19 protein-coding genes and 1 other RNA gene are annotated in these 21,130 nt (G+C 52.8%); 11 read left to right on the top strand and 9 right to left on the bottom strand.

Translation table 11 applies throughout. The annotated features are described in order from the left end of the window. Positions 1 to 40: 40 nt before the first annotated feature. Together grpE and hrcA are read right to left on the bottom strand one after the other, a co-directional pair. On the bottom strand, positions 41 to 622 hold the full coding sequence (gene grpE, locus C12CBH8_RS00400) for a nucleotide exchange factor GrpE (protein ID WP_099323013.1): 582 nt from the start codon (positions 620 to 622) through the stop codon (positions 41 to 43). A gap of 15 nt (positions 623 to 637) precedes the next feature. Beyond that, positions 638 to 1,702 (bottom strand): heat-inducible transcriptional repressor HrcA, encoded by a 1,065-nt coding sequence (gene hrcA / locus C12CBH8_RS00405; protein WP_099323014.1) that lies wholly within the window; start codon positions 1,700 to 1,702, stop codon positions 638 to 640. A 721-nt stretch (positions 1,703 to 2,423) separates the two neighbouring features. Here hrcA and lepA point away from each other — a divergent pair. Next, the gene (lepA, locus tag C12CBH8_RS00410; RefSeq protein ID WP_215533337.1) at positions 2,424 to 4,232 is read left to right on the top strand and encodes a translation elongation factor 4; all 1,809 of its coding nucleotides are present in this window, start codon (positions 2,424 to 2,426) and stop codon (positions 4,230 to 4,232) included. Between the two features lie 482 nt (positions 4,233 to 4,714). Beyond that, complete coding sequence (gene hemW, locus C12CBH8_RS00415) at positions 4,715 to 5,812, top strand: radical SAM family heme chaperone HemW (protein ID WP_215533338.1); 1,098 nt, start codon at positions 4,715 to 4,717, stop codon at positions 5,810 to 5,812. Here the strand turns inward: hemW and C12CBH8_RS00420 are convergent. The 4 genes from C12CBH8_RS00420 to hydF all read right to left on the bottom strand — a co-directional run bounded on the left by C12CBH8_RS00420 (position 5,809) and on the right by hydF (position 9,957). Next, entirely contained in the window at positions 5,809 to 7,347 is a 1,539-nt protein-coding gene (locus C12CBH8_RS00420; protein ID WP_215533339.1) for an ATP-binding cassette domain-containing protein, read from the bottom strand. The genes hemW and C12CBH8_RS00420 overlap by 4 nt on opposite strands. Positions 7,348 to 7,405: 58 nt before the next feature. Then, complete coding sequence (locus tag C12CBH8_RS00425) at positions 7,406 to 7,657, bottom strand: hypothetical protein (RefSeq protein ID WP_215533340.1); 252 nt, start codon at positions 7,655 to 7,657, stop codon at positions 7,406 to 7,408. A gap of 66 nt (positions 7,658 to 7,723) precedes the next feature. After that, on the bottom strand, positions 7,724 to 8,752 hold the full coding sequence (hydE, locus tag C12CBH8_RS00430; protein WP_215533341.1) for a [FeFe] hydrogenase H-cluster radical SAM maturase HydE: 1,029 nt from the start codon (positions 8,750 to 8,752) through the stop codon (positions 7,724 to 7,726). Next, positions 8,743 to 9,957 carry a [FeFe] hydrogenase H-cluster maturation GTPase HydF gene (gene hydF / locus C12CBH8_RS00435; RefSeq protein ID WP_215533342.1) on the bottom strand — a complete coding sequence of 405 codons (1,215 nt, stop codon included), beginning with the start codon at positions 9,955 to 9,957 and terminating at the stop codon, positions 8,743 to 8,745. The genes hydE and hydF overlap by 10 nt, the downstream gene beginning before the upstream one ends. Before the next feature lie 1,397 nt (positions 9,958 to 11,354). Between hydF and C12CBH8_RS00440 the strand changes: the two genes are divergently transcribed. The 7 genes from C12CBH8_RS00440 (at position 11,355) to C12CBH8_RS00470 (ending at position 18,538) form a co-directional block, all read left to right on the top strand. Further along, positions 11,355 to 11,660: a DUF1292 domain-containing protein gene (locus C12CBH8_RS00440; protein ID WP_090263872.1), complete on the top strand. Its 306-nt coding sequence runs from the start codon at positions 11,355 to 11,357 to the stop codon at positions 11,658 to 11,660. Positions 11,661 to 11,840: 180 nt separating this feature from the next. Further along, a non-coding RNA gene (gene ssrS, locus C12CBH8_RS00445) (6S RNA) lies at positions 11,841 to 12,040 on the top strand. 234 nt (positions 12,041 to 12,274) lie between these two features. Further along, positions 12,275 to 13,261 (top strand): diaminopimelate dehydrogenase, encoded by a 987-nt coding sequence (locus C12CBH8_RS00450; protein WP_215533343.1) that lies wholly within the window; start codon positions 12,275 to 12,277, stop codon positions 13,259 to 13,261. Between the two features lie 456 nt (positions 13,262 to 13,717). Further along, positions 13,718 to 13,975, top strand: coding sequence for a TM1266 family iron-only hydrogenase system putative regulator (locus tag C12CBH8_RS00455; RefSeq protein WP_090263876.1), 258 nt, complete (start codon positions 13,718 to 13,720; stop codon positions 13,973 to 13,975). Positions 13,976 to 14,000: 25 nt separating this feature from the next. Further along, positions 14,001 to 15,419 carry a [FeFe] hydrogenase H-cluster radical SAM maturase HydG gene (gene hydG / locus C12CBH8_RS00460; protein WP_090263878.1) on the top strand — a complete coding sequence of 473 codons (1,419 nt, stop codon included), beginning with the start codon at positions 14,001 to 14,003 and terminating at the stop codon, positions 15,417 to 15,419. A 49-nt stretch (positions 15,420 to 15,468) separates the two neighbouring features. Further along, positions 15,469 to 16,809, top strand: coding sequence for a sodium-dependent transporter (locus tag C12CBH8_RS00465; RefSeq protein ID WP_246441600.1), 1,341 nt, complete (start codon positions 15,469 to 15,471; stop codon positions 16,807 to 16,809). A gap of 418 nt (positions 16,810 to 17,227) precedes the next feature. Next, on the top strand, positions 17,228 to 18,538 hold the full coding sequence (locus C12CBH8_RS00470; protein WP_090263880.1) for a cation:proton antiporter: 1,311 nt from the start codon (positions 17,228 to 17,230) through the stop codon (positions 18,536 to 18,538). Between the two features lie 108 nt (positions 18,539 to 18,646). Here C12CBH8_RS00470 and C12CBH8_RS00475 read toward each other — a convergent pair whose 3' ends face one another. The 3 genes from C12CBH8_RS00475 to C12CBH8_RS00485 all read right to left on the bottom strand — a co-directional run bounded on the left by C12CBH8_RS00475 (position 18,647) and on the right by C12CBH8_RS00485 (position 20,179). Further along, complete coding sequence (locus tag C12CBH8_RS00475; protein WP_215533344.1) at positions 18,647 to 19,066, bottom strand: sulfite exporter TauE/SafE family protein; 420 nt, start codon at positions 19,064 to 19,066, stop codon at positions 18,647 to 18,649. Next, positions 19,063 to 19,434 (bottom strand): sulfite exporter TauE/SafE family protein, encoded by a 372-nt coding sequence (locus C12CBH8_RS00480; protein WP_090263884.1) that lies wholly within the window; start codon positions 19,432 to 19,434, stop codon positions 19,063 to 19,065. The genes C12CBH8_RS00475 and C12CBH8_RS00480 overlap by 4 nt, the downstream gene beginning before the upstream one ends. A gap of 601 nt (positions 19,435 to 20,035) precedes the next feature. Further along, positions 20,036 to 20,179: a hypothetical protein gene (locus C12CBH8_RS00485; RefSeq protein WP_171846219.1), complete on the bottom strand. Its 144-nt coding sequence runs from the start codon at positions 20,177 to 20,179 to the stop codon at positions 20,036 to 20,038. 158 nt (positions 20,180 to 20,337) lie between these two features. On the opposite strand from C12CBH8_RS00485, the gene C12CBH8_RS00490 reads away from it, so the two are divergent. Beyond that, positions 20,338 to 20,526 carry a hypothetical protein gene (locus C12CBH8_RS00490; RefSeq protein ID WP_090263890.1) on the top strand — a complete coding sequence of 63 codons (189 nt, stop codon included), beginning with the start codon at positions 20,338 to 20,340 and terminating at the stop codon, positions 20,524 to 20,526. A gap of 148 nt (positions 20,527 to 20,674) precedes the next feature. Then, positions 20,675 to 21,124, top strand: a complete 450-nt coding sequence (locus tag C12CBH8_RS00495; protein ID WP_090263891.1) for a CtsR family transcriptional regulator — start codon at positions 20,675 to 20,677, stop codon at positions 21,122 to 21,124. Positions 21,125 to 21,130: the final 6 nt, after the last annotated feature.

Genomic DNA, 21,130 nt, shown 5'->3' on the forward strand with positions numbered 1-21,130 from the left:
AATCGCGGGAAAGATCTATTGTCAATAAGGCCAAATGAAATCAGTTGGCCACTTTTACCATGCTGTGGCGGATGACTTTATCCCCCATGCGGTATCCCTTCTGGAAGCACTGTACGATGGCGTTTTCTCCCACCGAATCGTCCTCCTCGTGCATGACGGCGTTGTGAAGGCCGGGATCAAAGGGATCGCCTTGTTCGGCCGGAATGGCCTCGACTCCAAGCTTCTCCAGGGAAGCTTCGAATTGATGGAGGGTCATCTCAATGCCCTTTTTCAGATCTTCAAAAGAACCCTCTACCGTCAGGGCGCGCTCCAGATTATCCAGCACCGGAAGCAACGCTTCCACAGCCAAAGCCTTGGCATCGGTCCACGCGGCTTCCTTCTCCTTCTGGGTACGCTTGCGGTAATTGTCGTACTCAGCGGCGGTGCGGAGCAACAATTCCTGTTTGGCGGCGGCGTCCTTTTGCGCCTCCTCCAGCAATGCCTTGAGGTCCTCCAGCTCCTTGCTGGAATCGTCGGGCTGGGATGCTTTATCACTGTCGGGCTTCTGCCCCGCTGTTTCCTCAGAGGCCTTTATCTCTTCGGCCTCCACCTGAGGATCGGACTGTTTGTCTTTCTTTTTCAATTGATACCGCTCCTTTTACCGGATGTCATTTTTATCGCTGTGATCCTGATCATCCTCGCCCCATGCCTCCGATAGCAATCTGCCCAATTGGACGGCAAAATATTCCAGGCTGGGGATGATTTTTGCGTAATTCATGCGGGTGGGGCCGATGACTCCCAATGCGCCTCCCTCCCGGGAACCGATGTTGTAACGGGTCATGACCACACTGGAACCGTCTAGAGCAGGCTGGCTGCTCTCGCCGCCCAGCACCACATGCACACCGCCGTGATGATTGAGAAGCAACCGGGCCAGATGATTCCCGCCTGCTAAATATTCCATAAGAGCGTGGGCACGCAGGCCTACATACTCGGGTAAAACCAAGAGGTTTGCCTGGCCGTCCATGGCGATGCTGGCCTCGGACGCCTCCTGGGCCGTCTCATAGAGTCCGATGAGAAGTGGGGTAAGCAGTAAACTGTATTCCCCCAACCGGGCAGCCACCGTCTGGATGAACGGCATGGTGACGTCGCACAGCGGGCGGCCTTTGAACTCGGCGTCGGCCACACGGGCGAAGACTTCCCGCATCTCAGGGGTCAGATCAAACGTGGTGCGAATCAGCCGGGACTTCATAACCCCGCCCGACGTCAATAATACAATGGCGGCATTTCCCCGCCCCACCGGGATGACCTCACAGTGCATCACCCGGGCCAGATCGGCCGACGGGCTGGTGGACATGGCCACCAATTGCGTCATCTGGGCCAGAGCCTGGGACGCTGTCTTCAGCGTGCGCTGAGGATCGTCCACAGGGCCGGCGAACATGGCGTCGATGGCCTTGCGATCCTCCTTGGAGAGGGGCTGTGGCGACAATAGCTTATCAATGTACAGCCGGTAGCCGGCCAAAGACGGGATGCGTCCAGCCGATGCGTGGGGCTGTTCCAAAAGACCCAATTCCGAAAGCTCAGCCATGTCGTTTCGGATGGTGGCAGAGGAAACTACCTTATCCAACGCCTCCTGTACCGCCCGGGAACCAACCGGTTCACCGGTGGTGATATAGCCCTCCACAATAGCGGCTAGCACTTGCAATTTGCGTTCACCAAGATCCATATTCCTTGCCTCCTTGGGAACACTGGGTACCTTTTCTTATCATGTATCCAGGGAAGTGTTAGCACTCTTGTTAATCGAGTGCTAATTCTAAGTATTAATTTACCATTCTGTCATCTGGTTGTCAAGGGCATAATTGTAAATACTTTATGACCGGCGCGCGGATAGAATCCACGACCACTCCGCTTCCTCGCGGGCAGCTATAACCTCAGCTTAGACAAAATCGGGAGCGCGAAGTGGAAGCGGGTACTACCCGGCGGATAAGATCCGCGGCCAAGACGCGCATGCAGCTTAGATAGGGCAGGAGACCATCGATCCCGCGAAGGAGGGCATTACCCGGGGATAAGATCCGCGACCACTCCGCTTCCTCGCGGGCAGCTATAACCTCGGCTTAGACAAAATCGGGAGCGCGAAGTGGAAGCGGGTACTACCCGGCGGATAAGATCCGCGGCCAAGACGCGCATGCAGCTTAGATAGGGCAGGAGACCATCGATCCCGCGAAGGAGGGCATTACCCGGGGATAAGATCCGCGACTATTCCGCTTCCTCGCGGGCAGCTATAACCTCAGTTTAGACAAAATCGGGAGCGCGAAGTGGAAGCGGGTACTACCCGTGTTTTATAAAGTGTGATATAATAGCGATAATACTGGATATATATGCCCTTTTGTCCCCTGCTTGAGGGAGAAAAGACGGTGGGCGCAACTGTGCCAATGAGGTGATAAAAATTGCAAATTCCCCGTGACCATATTCGAAATTTCTGTATCGTGGCCCACATCGACCACGGCAAATCCACCCTGGCCGACCGTATGCTGGAAAATACCAATACGGTGGCTTTGCGGGACATGGAAGATCAGATCCTGGATAACATGGATCTGGAACGAGAGCGCGGCATTACCATCAAAGCCCATGCCGTCACCCTCAACTACACCGCCAAAGACGGAGAAACCTATCTGTTTAACCTGATCGATACCCCTGGCCATGTGGACTTTAACTATGAAGTCTCCCGGTCCCTGGCTGCCTGCGAAGGGGCCATCCTGGTGGTAGATGCCTCCCAAGGCATCGAGGCCCAGACCTTGGCCAATACCTATTTGGCCGTTGACCACGGTTTGGACATCGTACCGGTGGTCAACAAGGTGGACTTGCCGGCCGCTGATCCCGACCGGGTCATTCATGAGGTGGAAAATATCATCGGGATCCCCGCCCAGGACGCTCCCCGTATCTCGGCCAAAACCGGTCTCAATGTGGACCAGGTGCTGGAGCAGGTGGTGACCCATATCCCGCCTCCTGAGGGGGATGATACAAAACCCTTGCGCGCCTTGATTTTTGACTCTGTTTACGACAGCTACAAAGGTGTCATTGTGTATATCCGCGTCATGGACGGCACCGTCAAACCCGGCGACATCATCCGCATGATGGCTACCGGTGCTGAATTCAACGTGGTGGAATGCGGTGTGATGCGTCCCACCTTCCTGGAACCCACCGAGGGTCTGTATGCCGGTGACGTAGGATACATCGCCGCATCCATCAAGACCATCAGCGACGCTCGGGTAGGCGATACTGTAACATTGGCATCCCGGCCGGCTGGAGAGCCGCTGCCTGGTTACCGCAAGGTTAATCCCATGGTATTCTGCGGCATCTATCCAGCCGATGGAGCCAAGTATCCCGACCTGCGGGAAGCTCTGGAAAAGCTTCAGTTAAACGATGCCTCCCTCTCCTTTGAGCCAGAGACATCGGTGGCGCTGGGGTTCGGCTTCCGCTGCGGATTCTTAGGCCTTCTGCACATGGAGATCATCCAGGAACGCCTGGAGCGGGAGTATAATCTGGATCTCATCACCACCGCCCCGTCGGTTATTTACCGCATCACCATGAACGACGGCAGCGTGGTCTATATCGACAATCCCACCAATTACCCGGATCCCGGCCAGATCACCATGGCGGAGGAGCCAGTAGCCGAAGCTCACATCTATAGCCCCAATGAATACGTAGGCAATATTATGGAGCTCTGTCAGGAACGCCGGGGCGTCTTCAAGGATATGCAGTACATCGACACCGACCGTGTGGACATCCATTATATCCTGCCCCTCAATGAGATTGTGTACGACTTCTTTGATTCTCTCAAATCCCGCACCAAGGGATACGCATCTTTTGACTACGAGCTGGCAGGCTATGAGAAATCCCAGCTGGTCAAATTGGATATCCTCCTAAACGGCGAGGTCGTGGATGCCTTATCCTTTATCGTCCATGCCGATAAAGCGTATACCAGAGCTAGGCGCATCGCGGAAAAGCTTAAGGAGCACATTCCGCGGCAGTTATTTGAGGTGCCGATCCAAGCGGCCATCGGCGGAAAGATCATCGCCAGAGAGACGGTTAAGGCGTTGCGCAAGGATGTGCTTGCCAAATGTTACGGTGGTGACATCACGCGAAAGAAGAAACTGCTGGAGAAGCAGAAGGAAGGCAAAAAGCGCATGAGGCAGCTGGGATCGGTGGAAGTGCCCCAGGAGGCATTTATGGCCGTCCTCAAGCTAGACGACTAGCGGGCGATCCACGGCCGAGACGCGGTGTTAGCCTGTATGTAGAAAGGAGCTGTCCAGCCCGCGAATCCGGGCCGGTTTCACACAAGCCCTGTCGCAGGATGAAAAATCTTAGCCCAGCACCTGGCCTTGTGTGCGACGTGGAAGCGGGCGCTGCTCAGCCTCCCAGGACGGGCAGGTATTACAAAATCTCCGTCGCAGGATAGAAAAAACCTAGCTCAGCCCCCGGCCCTGTGTGCGACGTGGAAGCGGGCGCTGCTCAGCCTCCCAGGACGGGCAGGTATTACAAAATCTCCGTCGCAGGATAGAAAAAACCTAGCTCAGCCCCTGGCCCCGTGTGCGACGTGGAAGCGGGCACTGCTCAGCCTCCCAGGACGGGCAGGTATTACAAAATCTCCGTCGCAGGATAGAAAAAACCTAGCTCAGCCCCCGGCCCTGTGTGCGACGTGGAAGCGGGCACTGCCCGCCCGAAAGGAAGAAGATGTATGAATCCCCTTGGCCTTTATCTTCATATCCCCTTTTGCCTGCGCAAATGCCCCTACTGTGACTTCTATTCTTTGCCTGCCTCTCCGGACGCTATGGATACCTATACAGAGGCACTCAAGGCTTCTATTTTAGATTGGGGAAAACGTCTAAAGCGTCCGGCCGATACCTGTTACTTTGGCGGAGGGACCCCCTCCCTGTTGGGGGCAAGACGCATTGCAGGGATTCTCATGGCTGTGCGGGAGGCCTTTGGCCTGGAAAAAGCCGAGGTGACAGTGGAGGTCAATCCAGCTACGGTGGAGCAGAAGGATCTTGCCACTCTGCGCCAGTGTGGGGTTAATCGGCTGTCCATTGGATTGCAGTCGGGTGTGGAGGAGGAACTGGGAAGCTTAGGACGTCTTCATTCTGTGGAGCAAGCGATTCATACAGTGGCGTGGGCAAGACAGGCTGGGTTTGACAATTTGTCCCTTGATCTGATGATCGCCACTCCCAACCAGACAGTAGAATCCCTTACCCGGTCCATCGAATTCTGTGCATCCTTGAATCCGGAGCATATCTCAGCCTATTTACTCAAGCTGGAGCCGGATACGGATTTTGGAAGGCATCCTCCCTCCGGGATCCCTGATGAGGAAATGGAACGAGAGCTTTATCTCACAGCGTGTGAACGTTTAGAACAAAAAGGGCTTTTACAGTACGAAATCTCCAACTTTGCCCTGCCGGGGAGGGAATCCCGGCACAATCTCAAGTATTGGAACGGGGAGGAGTATCTGGGACTGGGGCCGTCGGCTCATTCTTTCCTGGATGGCCGCCGGTTTTATTTTCCCCGAGACCTGGCCGCCTTTTTGGAGGGTATTGGGCCTAAAGAGGATGGTTCCGGCGGTGATTTCGAGGAATACGCCATGCTGCATTTGCGTCTGACGGAGGGGATCAGGGAGCGCCATGTCCAGGAGAGGTTTGGTTACAGCATCCCCGACCCTATGTGGGACACAGCCAGACGCCTGGCGAAAGGCGGACTGATTCACCTTTTGCCCGATGGATTTACCCTGACGCGGGAGGGAATGCTGGTGTCCAATGCCGTCATCGCGGCGCTGTTGGATTAGGGTTGTATCGCTTGCCCCTCCTCAGAGAGACGGAGGATGCGTGTAGCAGTATTTTGGACAAAGGCTGCGTCGTGTTCCACAAACAGCATACTGGCCCCGCTCTCGCAGATCAACTGTTCGATCTGGAGGCGGGAGAGGATATCAATGTAATTTAGGGGTTCGTCCCAGATGATGAGATGCGCTGGAGTGGCCAGGCTGGCCGCTAACAGCGCTTTTTTCTTTTGGCCGGAGCTGAGTTCCTCCAGGCGTCTGGCAAACTGGGAGCGTTCAAATCCCATTTTCCGCAGCAGAGTCAAAAAGAGCGTGAGATCCAGCCCGTGCTTTTGGGAAAAGGTACGGATATCTCCAGTCAACCCCTCGGCGTCCTGCTGTACCATTGATACGATAAGCCCCGACCCGGCCTGGATTTTACCACGGAATAAAGTCGGGCCATCTGGCTGGGGATATCCAGCCGCTTCACAGACGGCACGCAGCAAGGAAGATTTGCCGCATCCATTGGGGCCCAGGAGTGCCATCCGTTCGCCTGGGGACAGGGAAACATTCACCGGGCCGCACACCTGTCTGCCACCGTAGGACAAAACGACATCCTCCAAAGAGATGAGAGAGCTGGATTTGCGCCATGGCAAGGGAGAGAGACGTAAAGCTTCCGATGTCTCTACATCCCGCAGAAGACCGCGTTTTTCTTCAGCGGCCCTTTGCAGCCTCGCTTCAGTGGACTTGGACCGTTTCATCATTTTAGCGGCCTTGTGCCCCAGATACCCCCGGTCTATATTTCCCTGCTGTCCGGGTTTTGAGACAAACTTCTCCCCTTCGGCTTTGGCGCTCCACTGAGCCGCGCGTTTTGCGGCGGCATCCAACCGGGAGATTTCTTTTTTGAGCTGGGCATTGCGCGCCGCTTCCCAGCGTTCCCGACGCTGTTTCTCCGCCGCCCAGGTGGAGTATCCGCCCCGCAGCACCTCTAATTTTTGACGTTCCAGCACAAGCATGTGATCCACAGCAGAATCCAGAAAGGCCCGGTCGTGGGAGATGAGCAAAAATCCGTCTTTGCTCGACAAGTATTGGGACACTGCTTCACGGCCCATGGCATCCAGATGGTTGGTGGGCTCGTCGATGAGGGGCCAAACAGCGTCTGAGGAAAAAAGACAGGCCAATTGCAGCTTGGTTTGTTCCCCGCCGCTCAAGGTATGATACGGCCGATGAAGCACCTCCTCTGAAAGGGAAAGCTGGGAGAGTTCGCATAAAATACGCCAGGGCTCTACGTCGGGGACCCACTGTGTGAACAGTGTTTCCGGCGTTAGGGAAGCATCAAATCCCGAGAAGGGAAAGCATACGGGGCGGACCCCTCCCAAGGTGACGGCCCCGCCGGAGTCCAGGCAACCGGATAAAAGACGGAGCAGAGTGGTTTTACCCCGGCCGTTGCGGCCGGTACAGCCCAGACGCCAACAGGTGTCAAACTGGAACGAGACATCGGTAAACACATCTTCGGATGAACCGTCGTAACAAAAGGTCAAATGAGAGATTTGGACAATACTCATAAAGCGTCCCCTCCTGTGTATGAAGTAAAATGGGGACGGCACAATGCCGTCTTTGAATTTAGTACATCTGTCCGCACGATACAGACAAGTGAGTAAAATGTATCCCAAAGCATTCGCCAAAGATACAAAAAAGAGCTGCGGGCGCAGGATGGCGCACCACAGCTCCTTTTTCTTTCAAAGACGCAAAAAGAGCTGGGAAAAGCCTGCCATAACCCGCAAAGGCGACAAAACCAAGGCAGTAATCCGCACTGCCGTTTTCTGGTTTTTCACCGATGTGGATTATTTGCGCATTTTCCCAACTCCAATTCATTTTTATGTTCTGTGCTTATCTTACCGCCGGCAAGGCCGTTTGTCAAGCCTTGTGAACAACGTGACGTCACACTTTGTAGTCGCCCCGGCTGAGGTCCGGCTCATATCCCGCCGCTCGAATGCGCTGCTTTAAGGCCTTTAATCCTTCGGCTGCCTCCTCGCCGGTGGAGAGCTTGCCGTTATAGAGGGTGTAAAGCTGCCGGACGTCGGTGGGGGAAAGATTGGGCATGACCACGTTGGCGCCGGCATCCATCCCCTTTTCCCGTCCCATGGGATCCAACGACCCCAAGGCGGTAGTGGCTGGCAGCAGTACATGGGGCAGCAGGATGCGGGTGAGGGCCAGCATCAGGATGGTCTGAGGGATACTGCCCGCCGACTTATCCCGGAAGGGGGTATCCTCGTGTGGGATAAAGGGGCCGATGCCCACCATATGGGGGTGTAACTCCTTCAAAAACAAGAGATCTTGCGCCAGTTCATTGGCCGTCTGCCCAGGGGACCCGATCATGACGCCCGCCCCGACCTGAAAGCCCAGACGTTTGAGTGTCCAAAGGCACTGCTTGCGGTGATCGGGGGACATCTCACGGGGATGGAGATGTCGGTAATGGATGTCGTCCGCCGTCTCGTGACGCAGGAGATACCGGTCGGCTCCGGCATCTCGATAAGCTCGGTATTCCTCCTCCTCTTTTTCCCCAAGGGACAACGTAACCGCGCAGTCGGGGAATTCTTCCTTAATGGAAGCCACCAGATCGGCCACCCTCTGGGCGGTGAACCAGGGATCTTCCCCCCCTTGCAGCACAAAGGTATGAAATCCCAGGGAGTGTCCCAGACGGCAGCAATGTAGAATCTGGTCCTTGGTGAGGCGATAGCGGGACACCTGACGGTTGTCCCGACGGATGCCGCAGTAATAGCAGTCGTTTTTGCAGTGGTTGCTGATTTCGATGAGGCCGCGGAAATAGACCTTGCGGCCATAGACGCTGTCCCGGATGGAACGTGCAGCCTCCAAAATAGCGGGATCGGGGGAATGGCTCTGTTCCTCAATGAGCTGGACAAGCTGGCCATGATCCATGGAGCGGAGACCTTGGGTGGTTATGTCCATGCCCCGCCCTCCTCCTTGGCGAACACGGCCGATGCACGAGGCAGGATGCCGGTGAGATAAGCCAGGATTACGCCGTAATTTGTGATGGGGAGATGGACGTCTTTGGCGTGGCCGATGCGGGATAAAACGGCCCGTCTTGTGAGCATACAGCCGCCGCACTGGATGACCATGGAATAAGGGGACAAATCCTCCGGGAAATCATTGCCCGCCACATGGTCAAACTGGAAGGACTTCCCGGTTTTTTTCTGCAAAAGACGAGGGATCTTAACCCGGCCGATGTCCTCGTGATTGTGGTTATGGGTACAGCCTTCGGCCACCAGAATACGCGCGCCGTCGGGGAGATGGGCCACAGCGTTTGCCCCCTCCAGCATAGCCGGAAGATCCCCCTTTTGATTGGCGAGCAGCATGGAGAAGGAGGTCAGTGGGATGTCCTTTGGAACGATGGAATCCACGATCTGAAAGGCCTGGGAATCGGTGACCACCAAATCCACCCGTTTGGAATTTTGAAGAGTGGAGGCCAACTCTGTCTCGCGGCAGACGTGGCAGGCAATGCCGTGATCCAGGCAATCCCGGATCAGCTGTACCTGGGGAAGAATGAGACGCCCTTTGGGGGCCTCGGAATCCACAGGAATGACCAATACCACCGTCGATCCACTGGGTACAAGGTGACCGATAAGGCTATCCTCCTGATCCCCCAATTTTTGAAGCTCTTTCACCATCCGGCTTTTGAGCCCCTGAATGGAGCGTGGGTCCTTGTCCGACACCAGGACAGCTTCCGGATATCGTTCCATCATGGTACGGCATAATTCTTCCGGCGCCAGATCGCATTTGGTCAGCGTCAAAATGGAGGGGATATTCCGTTTTTTCCAAAGCTCCATAGTGCGGCAATAATCGTTCCTATCGAAATGGGAGATGTCGGCGGCATAAATGGCTAGATCCGTGCGGTCCAGCATGGCTCTGGTCTTATGAACCCGCAGGTCTCCTACCGAACCCGAATCCCCCAGGCCGGCCGTATCCACCAGTGCGATGGGGCCAAAGGGGATCAGCTCCATCCCCTTGACCACGGGATCGGTGGTAGTGCCGGCGGTAGGAGAGACAATGGCCAAATCCTGCTCGATGACACGGTTAAATAAACTGGATTTTCCAGCGTTCATGTTGCCGTAGATGACCACATGCCGTCTGGACGCCAATGGAGTATTTTGCATCAGAAACCCGCTCCTTCCGATTGCCCCCAAGAAAAAGGCGCCTTCCCCTTGATGGGAAAAGCGCTGGAAACAAAGACAAAATAAGTCGTCTGCATCGTCCCCAATGGAGAGGATGTCTGCGTTCCAACACCTTCTCAAGCAGGGGAAATCCTTTTTGATGAGGTTTTATGGGAATATATCCCGTGGGCTTAGGAGGCCCTTGGGCCGACGGGAAAATTTATCTTAGAAGACATTGTATCAACCGGCTCCCTGTTTGTCAATCAAGGGACGCGGAAAGCCCCCAGACTCGTCACGACTCTGGGGGCCTTAACAATCGACTTATCTTCTAACCGTACCACTACGGACAAGAAAACTATTTCTAGCAGTTTACCGATCAGCATTTAACCCGCTTCATGGATTCTCTGGATGCTCTCATCCAAATGATCTTACAAGCTTTTTGAGGCTAAACTTTAACCCATACCACTCTCTCTTTCTCAGACTCCAAGACAGTTAACACCTGTTTTCTGCTTCGGAATAGGAAATCAATGTCATATCGGGTATCGCCTTTCGGCCTGCTGCCGTCTCGATTTTGGCGGCTATTCACTTGTATCTTTACGGGGAATCTCGCTGGCACGCAGTAACCTTTCAGTTCACACTGCACAATCAACAGCTTTCTTCACCTATTTGAAACGCAATCTTCCTGGTCGCCTTGATCCAAGGCATCGAAGGCTAAGATCTGTTTCACCGCATCTCCAGAACAAGGAACGTTTCGCCCTTATGATAATGAGAAAATGGATCGCGTCCTGCGCAGCCAGTGTGCTCTGCACATCATTCCCATTAAGCGTCCGTCACCCGGATGCCTGCTATTTTAATGGGAAGAACTGCCGAACAATGATCCACGCCATGTTATCCATTTAGGCTCATGAATAATTTGTGCTGGATTAGACGGTATAGGCGGCGCCAGCCCCCCTCAGCTGGCACGGTTCGATATTTGATTCACAGCCCATGGGACTCGCCTCCTCCTTTGTCAATTCCAAAGAACAACCTTTCCCACAGCACACTTCTAACCTTCTTGACTCAAAGGCTTCTCCCGTTTGATTGTCTCACAAAAGACGACAGGATGCTGTTTCTGAGGAAAGGGGAGTTTATTCAGGATCCCATTTCTCCGCTGGTTTTGCCAGCTTGATGTCCTTTTGGATTTGTTAGCATCCAGGACATCTTTTTCTTTGGGATCTTTTTTACTCCACCTCTTTGGTTCATCTATACTATACCACGGCATGCATCTGTTGTCAATACTTTTCTTTCAAATTTTAAAAAATATTTAGTGAAAATATTTAGGAGGGATTTGGGTGTTGACTTCACTAGATTTGGCATGTAAAATGAAACCTACAGGTTGAAATCAGGAAGGAGTTGAAACAATGGCAGAGGAATTTAACAGCGAATTGGTCACCGTGGTGGATGAGGAGGGCGTTCAGCATCAGTTTGAACTCATCGACGCCATCGAGACCGACGACGGCCGTTATGTCGCCCTGCTCCCCGTTTACGACGAGGCTCAGGATATTGTGGACGATGACGGCGAGCTTATCATCCTGGAAGTTACCGAGGAGGATGGGGAAGAAGTTCTTGGCCCCATTGAAAATGACGAGTTGTTCGACAACATCGCTGCCATTTTTGAAGATCGTTTGGCCGATTTGTTTGAAATCGAAGAAGCCAGCGAGGAATAAAATTGTCGATATCAATGCCGGACCCGACAGCCTTGCGTTGGAGAAGGCGTAGACAATGATCTCTTAAAGTAATCTATAAAAAAATCTCTATATGGGGATAGATTTCTTGCAGTTTTTATGTTATAATGAGCCAGGCTTCAGGTGGGAGTAAGGATCTCCCATGCTGAACAGTTGGGGAAATTTTCCCTGCCTTTCTCGTGGACGGCGGTTTTTTTAACCCTACAACCCATTCTTCGGGAGCTTGTCTCCGCCGGTGGATTGCAGACCTCCCGGCCCCTCGGGGCTGGAAGAAGGGAGCACGAATCCGGAGGGCGGGCACCCACCTGTCTTCTTTCGTAGGCAGGTTAATACAAACCGCATTACGGCTGGGCGGGGCTTTTGCCAATCAAAAGGCGCAGAGCGAAACGTTGGTTTTGTTCTGCGCCTTTTTTGTTTGCAGAGAGGGGCGGCCATTTCGGATCATTTTCTGGTAAAAACAACAAAATTAGCCGCAGTCTAGTGCAATTAGGACGGGTTTGTATTATCATTAGGGACGGATCATTTGATTACGAGAAAAGACGGGATTATATAGGAGAAACCCGTCTGATTTTAAAGGTTAAAGGAGTTGTGACCAGATGAGCATTCGCATTGGTATTATGGGCTACGGCAACTTAGGCCGGGGCGTGGAATGCGCCATTCGCAACAGCGAGGACGCAGAACTTGTGGCGGTCTTTACCCGCCGCGATCCTAAGATGGTGGACATCCTTACGCCAAACGTACCGGTTTACTCCGTGGATCAAGCTATCTCTAAAAAGGATGATATCGACGTATTGATCCTGTGCGGCGGCAGCGCTACCGATCTGCCGGTTCAGACCCCGAAATTTGCCGAGTATTTTAACGTAGTGGATAGTTTCGACACCCACGCCAAAATCCCCGAGCATTTTGCAAACGTGGATGCCGCTGCAAAAAAAGGCGGTAAAGTAGGCGTTATCTCGGTGGGATGGGATCCCGGCATGTTCTCCCTCAACCGCCTGTACGCCAATGCAGTCCTGCCCAAGGGTCAGGATTATACCTTCTGGGGCAAAGGCGTCAGCCAGGGGCATTCCGATGCCATCCGCCGCATCGACGGCGTCAAAGATGCCCGGCAGTACACCATTCCCGTGGAGAGTGCCCTGGAGGCCGTGCGCAGCGGGGAGACACCGGAACTGACCACCCGCCAAAAACATACCCGCGAGTGCTTTGTAGTGGCCGAGGAGGGCGCTGATCTGGAGCGTATCGAACGGGAGATCAAGACCATGCCCAACTATTTTGCTGATTACGATACCACCGTCCATTTTATCACCGAAGAGGAAATGAAACGGGATCACAGCACACTGCCTCACGGAGGATTCGTCATCCGCAGCGGCAAGACTGGCTGGGATCTGGAACATACCCATATTATTGAATACAGCCTCAAGCTGGATTCCAATCCGGAATTTACGTCTTCGGTGATTCTGGCCTATGCCCGTGCAGCTTACCGCCTCAACCAGGAAGGCCAGAGCGGATGCAAGACGGCATTCGACATTGCGCCCGCTTATTTGAGCGCTCAGAGCGGTGAAGAGTTGCGCGCCCATCTCCTGTAGGAGGCAGGGCCTCCAGCCAAGACGCGCCCGTCGTCTGGATAGGGTAGGGAACTGTTTATCCCCGCGAAGATCGCGAAGATATATCCTGTCCTGGTCTTTGCCTGTAGGAGGCAGGGCCTCCAGCCAAGATGCGCCTTGGATTTTTGATCAGGCTGACACAATGTAAGAGAATCTTGTCCGGAACTTCGGCATGTACTAAAATTTCGTGCATGCCGAAGTTGTTTTTTGTCGAGAAATGTGGTATGGTTATCTGTAGAAGGGATCTGTGAACCCAAAGAAGTCTCTAAGGGCTAACGATTCCATATGATCTATTCTTTTTAGAAGTAAGAAAATAAGACCTGTTTCCTGATTCAGAAGGTTCCCCCTGATGAAAAAGGCGACGAGAGGACCATTGTGTCTAATTGCGCGCCTAAGGGCGCGTTTTTTTGTGCCGGAGACAGGAACAGAGGTGACCAAATGGCAAAACGGATCGCCCTAGTGGGCATCATCGTGGAGGACAGTGCGGCTGCCGAACGCATCAACAGCATCCTCCATGACTATGGAGAAAACATCATCGGCCGCATGGGGCTGCCCTATCGACAGAGGGGTGTGCATGTCATCAGCGTGGTAATGGACGCGGAAAATGATGTCATCAGCTCTATGGCGGGCAAGATTGGCAAAATCCCAGGCGTCAGTGTAAAGACGGTGTATCAGAAGGAAACACCAAGTGCCTGAAAAAGCAAATAAGGGAGGAAATTACATGTACGACAAACATTCCATGAAAGCCACCGAGTTCATCGACGATGGTGAAATTCTAGATACCATCGCCTGGGCGGAGGAAAACAAAGATAATTTAGAGCTCATCAACCGCATCATCGACAAGACCGATGATCTCAAGGGCCTGGACCATCGGGAGGCGGCGCTTCTTTTATGCAGCGACAATCCGGAAGCACTGCAGCGTATCTTTGACCAGGCTACCAAAATCAAGCAGGCCTTTTACGGCAACCGTATCGTTATGATGGCGCCGCTGTATCTCTCCAACTACTGCGTCAACGGCTGTACCTATTGCCCCTATCACCATCAAAACAGTACCATTGTCCGCAAGAAGCTGACCCAGGATGAAATCCGCAGGGAGGTTATCGCCCTTCAGGATATGGGCCACAAACGTCTGGCTCTGGAGACCGGTGAAGATCCGGTCAACTGCCCCATTGATTATGTATTGGAAAGCATCCAGACCATTTATTCCATCAAACATAAGAACGGCGCGATCCGCCGCGTCAATGTCAACATCGCCGCTACAACGGTGGAAAACTACCGGAAGCTTAAGGATGTGGGCATCGGCACCTATGTGCTGTTCCAGGAGACCTACAATAAAGAACAGTATGAACTGCTGCATCCCACAGGCCCCAAGCACAATTATAATTACCACACCGAGGCCATGGACCGGGCTATGGAAGGCGGAATCGACGATGTGGGCTGTGGCGTGCTGTTTGGATTGAATTTGTACAAATATGACTTTGTGGGCCTTTTGATGCATGCTGAACATCTGGAAGCTGTCCATGGAGTAGGCCCCCACACCATCAGCGTACCCCGTCTGCGGGACGCCGACGATGTGGACGCTTCGGAGTTTAAAAACGGAATTTCCGACGAACTGTTCCAGAAAATCGTGGCTATCTTGCGTATCGCCGTGCCTTATACCGGCATCATCGTCTCCAGCCGGGAATCCCCGAAGACCAGGGAAATGGTGCTCAAATACGGCGTCTCCCAGATCAGCGGCGGATCCCGTACCACGGTAGGGGGTTATACCGTCACCCGGGAGGAGGCGGAAAATTCCGCCCAGTTTGAAGTCAGCGACGTACGTACTCTGGATGAAGTGGTCAATTGGCTGCTGCGCACCGGTCATATCCCGAGCTTCTGCACCGCCTGCTACCGGGAAGGACGTACCGGCGACCGGTTTATGACGCTGGTCAAATCCGGCCAGATCCGGAATTGCTGCCTGCCCAATGCCCTCATGACCCTTAAGGAATACGCCGAAGACTACGCAAGCCCGGATACCTATCGCCTGGCCATCGACATGATCAAGAAGGAAGCTGAAGACATCCCCAACCAAAAGGTGAGGAGCAAAGTGTATGAGCATCTCAACGATATCGACGGCGGTATGCGGGATTTCCGTTTCTGATGGGGGACAGGGAACTGCAATGGCATCAGAGGGATGAGGGGGCAGAAAAGTGAAGAAAGAGAAGTCCGGTCTGTCGGCCGGACGATGGACCGGCAGTGCTGGATTTGTCATGGCGTCGGCCGGCGCGGCAGTTGGCATGGGGAACCTCTGGCGCTTTCCCACGATGGTGGGACAAAATGGAGGCGGCGCCTTTGTGGCGGTGTATCTCATCTGCGTCTGTGCGATCGGAATCCCCATGCTGATCGCAGAGATCGCTGTAGGACGGCACGGCAAAAAGAATGCCTTTCAAAGTTACCGCAGTGTCAATAAGAAGTGGGGCGGTGTAGGCATTTTGGCCATCTTTACAAGCCTGGTGGGACTGTCTTATTATACAGTGCTGGGCGGATGGATCCTGCGGTATATCCTCCAGTCCTTTCAAGGGCTGGGTGGAGACTCGGCGGAATTCTTCGGGACCTTTACCGCTTCAGCCCCGCAGCAGATTTTGTTTTACATCGTCTATATGGCCATCACCCTGCTGATTGTCATGAAGGGGGTGGCACGGGGGATCGAAAAGGCCTGTAAGGTTATGATGCCTCTGCTGTTTGTATTTCTGGTATTTCTGGCCATCCGGTCGTGTACGTTGCCGGGAGCATCGGCCGGCATCGAGTTTTTCCTCAAGCCGGATTTCTCCAAACTGACGCCACAGGCATGGATCATGGCGCTTGGACAGGTATTTTTCTCCCTGTCCATCGGCGCAGGGGCCGGTACGACCTATGGATCCTATCTCTCCAAGAAGGAGAACATCGCCAAAGACGCCGTCATTATCGCAGGATTTGACACTTTGGCTGCCCTTCTGGCCGGACTGGCCATTTTACCAGCGGTGTTCTCAGTAGGGCAAAACCCTGAGATGGGCCCCAGTCTGATTTTCGTTGTGTTGCCCCAGGTGTTCGGAAGCCTGCCGGGAGGACAAATTTTTGCCATTCTGTTCTTCCTGTTGGTTCTGTTTGCCTCGGTGACCACCACCATCGCCTTTTTGGAGGTAGTGGTAGCGTTTGCCCAGCAATCCCTTAAGATGTCCAGGAAAAAGGCAAGCCTTGTATGTGCGGGACTTGCTACTCTGTTGGGGATCCCTTCGGCCCTCAGCTTTGGGGTATGGGAACACGTCAAGGTATTTGGCAAGACATTCTTTGAGCTGGCCGATTACTGTGTCTCCAATTTGTTTTTGCCCGTATCTGCGATTTTGACCTGCATCTTCATCGGATGGGTATGGAAAAGCAAAAATGCAGTGCATGAAATTACAAACGAAGGCAGCATCAAAATGAGGCTTGCAAAACCATGGGCCTATTGGGTTCAGTTTGCCTTGCCCATACTGATCCTATTGATTCTGCTGACTTCTATTGGATTGTTTTAGCCGAAAACCCCCTTTTTTCTCTCTGCAGAAAAGAGGGGGTTTGTTGCGTAAAGGAAGGAAAAAGGAGACATAAAAGAGATAAAAAGAAAGCGGCCCGGATAGCTGTTATTATAAATAGGTAAAAAGCAAGGGAAAATACAGGAAAAAGGGAAGATTTGCCAAACGGCATCTTTTAGATCAAATTGGTACATAGGCAGAGAGAGGACAGAGCAGTTAAAAAGGCTGGGAGAAATGGGATAATGCTCTGAAAAAGACAGGAAAAATCAGCAAGGATTGCCTTTTTCTTTTTTGATTCGTGCCGCTTTTATCAGCTAAATAACTAAATAAAAAGAAAACAAATACAAAATCTTGCATTTTTAAATATTGCTAGTATAATAGGGAAGTGCTTTTGAAAAATGGGAAAGAAGGGCGATTGTTTATGGAAGGTTATCAGTTTCTATTTGATCTGGCGCTCATTCTGCTGAGCACCAAATTACTGGGTCTGTTGACCAAGAAGTTCCAGATGCCCCAGGTGGTGGGTGCACTGCTGGCGGGCCTCGTTCTTGGCCCGGCGCTCCTGGGTCTCATCAAGGAAACCGACTTTATTCACAGCACTGCTGAAATAGGCGTTATTGTTCTGATGTTCTGCGCCGGTATGGAAACCGACGTCAAGGAACTCAAAAAGAGCGGTAAAGCATCCTTTGTCATCGCTCTGATCGGCGTTATTGTACCGCTGATCGGCGGATTCGGCGTGGCGTATTTCTTCAACCAGCCCGGCGTCATTGAATCGGATGCCTCGGGCAGTATCCTGCTCCAGAATATCTTCATCGGCATTATTCTCACGGCTACTTCGGTGAGCATCTCGGTTGAAACCTTAAAGGAATTGGGCAAGCTCAAAACCCGTTCGGGCAACGCCATCTTAGGGGCCGCCATCATCGACGATATTTTAGGTATCATCGGACTTACTGTTATCACCAGTATGGCGGATACCTCGGTCAACATCTGGATCGTGCTGCTGAGAATCGTAGGGTTTTTCGCCTTTGCGGCCGTGGTTGGATTCCTGGTGTATCAGGGATACAAAAAATGGGGTACCGGTTCCCCCAAGGGCATGCATCGTTATGTGATCATTGCATTTGCCTTCTGCCTTTTGATGTCCTATATCTCCGAGGTAGCTTTCGGCGTGGCGGATATTACAGGCGCTTTCGCCGCTGGCTTGATTGTATCCTTTACGCAGAAGACACAGTATCTGGCTTCTAAATTTGACGTTTTGTCTTACGCCTATCTTTCCCCCATCTTCTTTGCCAGTATCGGCTTGCAGGTGGAGTTGCCGTCCATGAGCCTGATGGTCGTGTTGTTCTCGGTGGTACTGGTTATTGTAGCCATCCTTACCAAGGTGATTGGCTGCGGATTGGGTGCAAAAATGTGCGGCTATCAAAATTACCAGTGTAAACGGATTGGCGTAGGTATGATCTCCCGCGGCGAGGTAGCACTTATTGTGGCCAGCAAGGGTGCCGCTATTGGACTGTTGGGATCCAACTTCCTGGGACCGGTGGTATTGGTGGTAATTATTACGACGATTATTACACCTATTCTTCTGAAGATCGTCTTTAAGAAGGTACCGGATCAGGCTATCCCCGCCGATACCAGTTTTGCCGGCAACTACGAGCAGCTCAATAAACTGCGCGCCGGATCTGAACTTCAGGATTACTTAAAACGAGAGGCCGAAGAAAAAGAGAACGGAAATAAGTAGGCCTATTGAAGAATCAGAAAGATAAAAAAGCGTTCGGACAGTTAACGTCCGGACGCTTTTGATTTATAGTCTGCGATGTATGGTCTGGATAAAGTTTCCCGATACGCCCTACGGCCGATCCTGAGGAGAAGAAGTCTTATTTTCTTCCGAGTTTGCAGGCTGTTCTTCTTTTTTCTCCCGATGGAAAAGTTCCCGGATCCCCAATAGGAATAACCCTACTGCCAGCACTTTGCGAAGCATATCCCCGCCTAAGACATTAGCAAGAAGGGTGCCTCCCACTGCGCCTATGAATCCCACCAAAGCGATGGGCAGCGCAGTTTTCCAGTCTACGAGTTTCTTACGGGCGTAGAGGATCAGGGATAAGGCGGCGATGGGCAGAAAAAACACTAAATTGATGCCTTGGGCGGCTAACTGTTCCACTCCGGCGAACAGGGTGAGGTACAACAGAAAGACGCTTCCCCCACCGAGCCCCATGGAACCTGCCATTCCGGAGAGGAAGGCGGCGATGGAACCCCATATCATGTTCATTGAAACATCAACCTCCATGCCGCCCAGAGTAGAAAGACGCCGAAGATCCGCCTGAGCCATTTTGCCTGGATGCGGGGAAGAACCCATGTGCCGACCAAAGCCCCGACAATACCCAGAGGGAGATAAGGAAGGGCATCCCCTAGCGACATACGATCCTGAAAGAGGTAAAGACCGGCGCTGAGTACACTCAAAGGGAAAATGATGGCCAAGGAGGTGGCATGAGCTTTATGAGTGGGCAATCCACTGGCGTTTAATAAAGGAACTGCCAACATTCCCCCGCCAGCTCCCAACAGACCATTGATGAGTCCGACCCCCAATCCGCCGATCCAGCTCCAGATTTTTTTCTTTTTTGGCGCCTCTTTTGGCATGAGATCCCCACCGTCCTTACAGGCTTTTCCACTAGTATGGGCAGAAAAAGCCAATCCTATCCAAAAGGGGACAGAGTCCACGTCTAATCCGTGCGCGGGAACCGTAGAGAATGGAAAACGGCATGTCCCGCGGTTGGGGCGTGTCATGGATATAGAGGAAAAGGGATCGTGTCCAAAACAGAACCGATTCCCACTCGGCAAAAGAGCGAAGTGGGCGGACAGAGTCCGCAGCCAATTCGCGCGTGGGGATCGTAGAGAATGGAAAACGGTATGTCCCGCGGTTGGGGCGTGTCATGGATATAGAGGAAAAGGAACCGTGTCCAAAACAGAACCGATTCCTACTCGGCAAAAGAGCGAAGTGGGCGGACAGAGTCCGCAGCCAATTCGCGCGTGGGGATCGTAAAGAATGGAAAACGGCATGTCCCGCGGTTGGGGCGTGTCATGGATATAGAGGAAAAGGGATCGTGTCCAAAACAGAACCGATTCCTACTCGGCAAAAGAGCGAAGTGGAGGCGGGCACTGCCCGCCAAAAGGGAAGGCGCCTACCGGTTTCCCGGCAGACGCCTTCCCTTTGTTCTGTTAGGTACAAAAACCGCTGATGTTAGTCGCAGCATCCGCAGTCGTTGCAGCCGCTACGATTGGAACGGCAGCCGCAATCATCACCGTTGTTGATGAGAAGGAGAACGATGATCAGGATCAGAACCCACGAGCAGCTATTGCCGCCCAAGAAATTGGATCCACACATGGTTTGGAACCCCCTTTCGCTTGGTTTAGTTCATTGTATGGCGGGAGGGCCAAATGGGTTACAACCAAAATGGTTCCGGTAAAAGGGACAAGTCCTTGTATAATCGCCAGGTAGGCGGCATATCCTAGGGATAAAATTCAGTTTAGGAGGAGCCATCTATGACAAAGGAAAGCTTTGGCGGACGACCGTCCTATTTTTCCGATTTTGAACTGGCCGATGACTTAACCCCCGATCCTTTTTCCGAGGAACCAATGCCGCATACCCAGGCTCACTCCTATCGATTACAAAGATCAAAAAAAGTCAAAAATATAAGGAAACAAGAGAAAACAGGAGATAATATCGGATAACAGGCAAAAAACGGATTTAATTTGACTTTTTCTGACCTTGATTCCTGGGGGCAATAAGCTATAATAAGGACAAATAAAAAAGAAATCAATCCACTCGATGACCCAAAAGGTCAGGGTAAGACAAACTTCACGAAAAGGAAGTGATACAATGCGTCTCAGCGATGCCATTGCAAACTATATCCTAGAGCAGCTCAAAGAGATGCACGGTACGGCTGAAATCCAGCGCAATGAACTTGCCAATGCCATGGGATGCGTGCCGAGTCAGATCAACTACGTACTGACATCCCGTTTTACTCCGGAAAAGGGATACCGTGTCGAGAGCCGGCGAGGGGGCGGCGGATACATTCGCATCACCCAGGTCCAGGTAGGCCGGGACGCCTTTTTAATGCACGTGGTCAATTCCATCGGAGACAGCGCCGATACCGCCACTGTGCGTGCCATTTTGCAAAACATAGCCCATCAGGGTCTTATCCCAAAAGAGACGGCGCGTCTCATGGCCGCCGCCTTGTCCGACCGCTGTTATCGGGACGTGCCTCCTGATACACGGGATAAAGTGCGAGCCGCAATTTTTAAGAATATGCTCCTCGCTTCCATCTAGAGACAA

The sequence above is a fragment of the Solibaculum mannosilyticum genome (assembly GCF_015140235.1).
In the GTDB taxonomy this organism is placed as follows: Bacteria; Bacillota; Clostridia; order Oscillospirales; family Acutalibacteraceae; genus Solibaculum; species Solibaculum mannosilyticum.

Coding starts and splice junctions, on each gene's coding strand:
- hrcA (WP_099323014.1), bottom strand. CDS start 1,702: ATGGATCTTGGTGAACGCAAATTGCAAGTGCTAGCCGCTATTGTGGAG.
- hemW (WP_215533338.1), top strand. CDS start 4,715: ATGAATCCCCTTGGCCTTTATCTTCATATCCCCTTTTGCCTGCGCAAA.
- C12CBH8_RS00420 (WP_215533339.1), bottom strand. CDS start 7,347: ATGAGTATTGTCCAAATCTCTCATTTGACCTTTTGTTACGACGGTTCA.
- C12CBH8_RS00425 (WP_215533340.1), bottom strand. CDS start 7,657: ATGAATTGGAGTTGGGAAAATGCGCAAATAATCCACATCGGTGAAAAA.
- hydE (WP_215533341.1), bottom strand. CDS start 8,752: ATGGACATAACCACCCAAGGTCTCCGCTCCATGGATCATGGCCAGCTT.
- hydF (WP_215533342.1), bottom strand. CDS start 9,957: ATGCAAAATACTCCATTGGCGTCCAGACGGCATGTGGTCATCTACGGC.
- C12CBH8_RS00440 (WP_090263872.1), top strand. CDS start 11,355: ATGGCAGAGGAATTTAACAGCGAATTGGTCACCGTGGTGGATGAGGAG.
- C12CBH8_RS00450 (WP_215533343.1), top strand. CDS start 12,275: ATGAGCATTCGCATTGGTATTATGGGCTACGGCAACTTAGGCCGGGGC.
- C12CBH8_RS00455 (WP_090263876.1), top strand. CDS start 13,718: ATGGCAAAACGGATCGCCCTAGTGGGCATCATCGTGGAGGACAGTGCG.
- hydG (WP_090263878.1), top strand. CDS start 14,001: ATGTACGACAAACATTCCATGAAAGCCACCGAGTTCATCGACGATGGT.
- C12CBH8_RS00470 (WP_090263880.1), top strand. CDS start 17,228: ATGGAAGGTTATCAGTTTCTATTTGATCTGGCGCTCATTCTGCTGAGC.
- C12CBH8_RS00475 (WP_215533344.1), bottom strand. CDS start 19,066: ATGAACATGATATGGGGTTCCATCGCCGCCTTCCTCTCCGGAATGGCA.
- C12CBH8_RS00480 (WP_090263884.1), bottom strand. CDS start 19,434: ATGCCAAAAGAGGCGCCAAAAAAGAAAAAAATCTGGAGCTGGATCGGC.
- C12CBH8_RS00485 (WP_171846219.1), bottom strand. CDS start 20,179: ATGTGTGGATCCAATTTCTTGGGCGGCAATAGCTGCTCGTGGGTTCTG.
- C12CBH8_RS00490 (WP_090263890.1), top strand. CDS start 20,338: ATGACAAAGGAAAGCTTTGGCGGACGACCGTCCTATTTTTCCGATTTT.
- C12CBH8_RS00495 (WP_090263891.1), top strand. CDS start 20,675: ATGCGTCTCAGCGATGCCATTGCAAACTATATCCTAGAGCAGCTCAAA.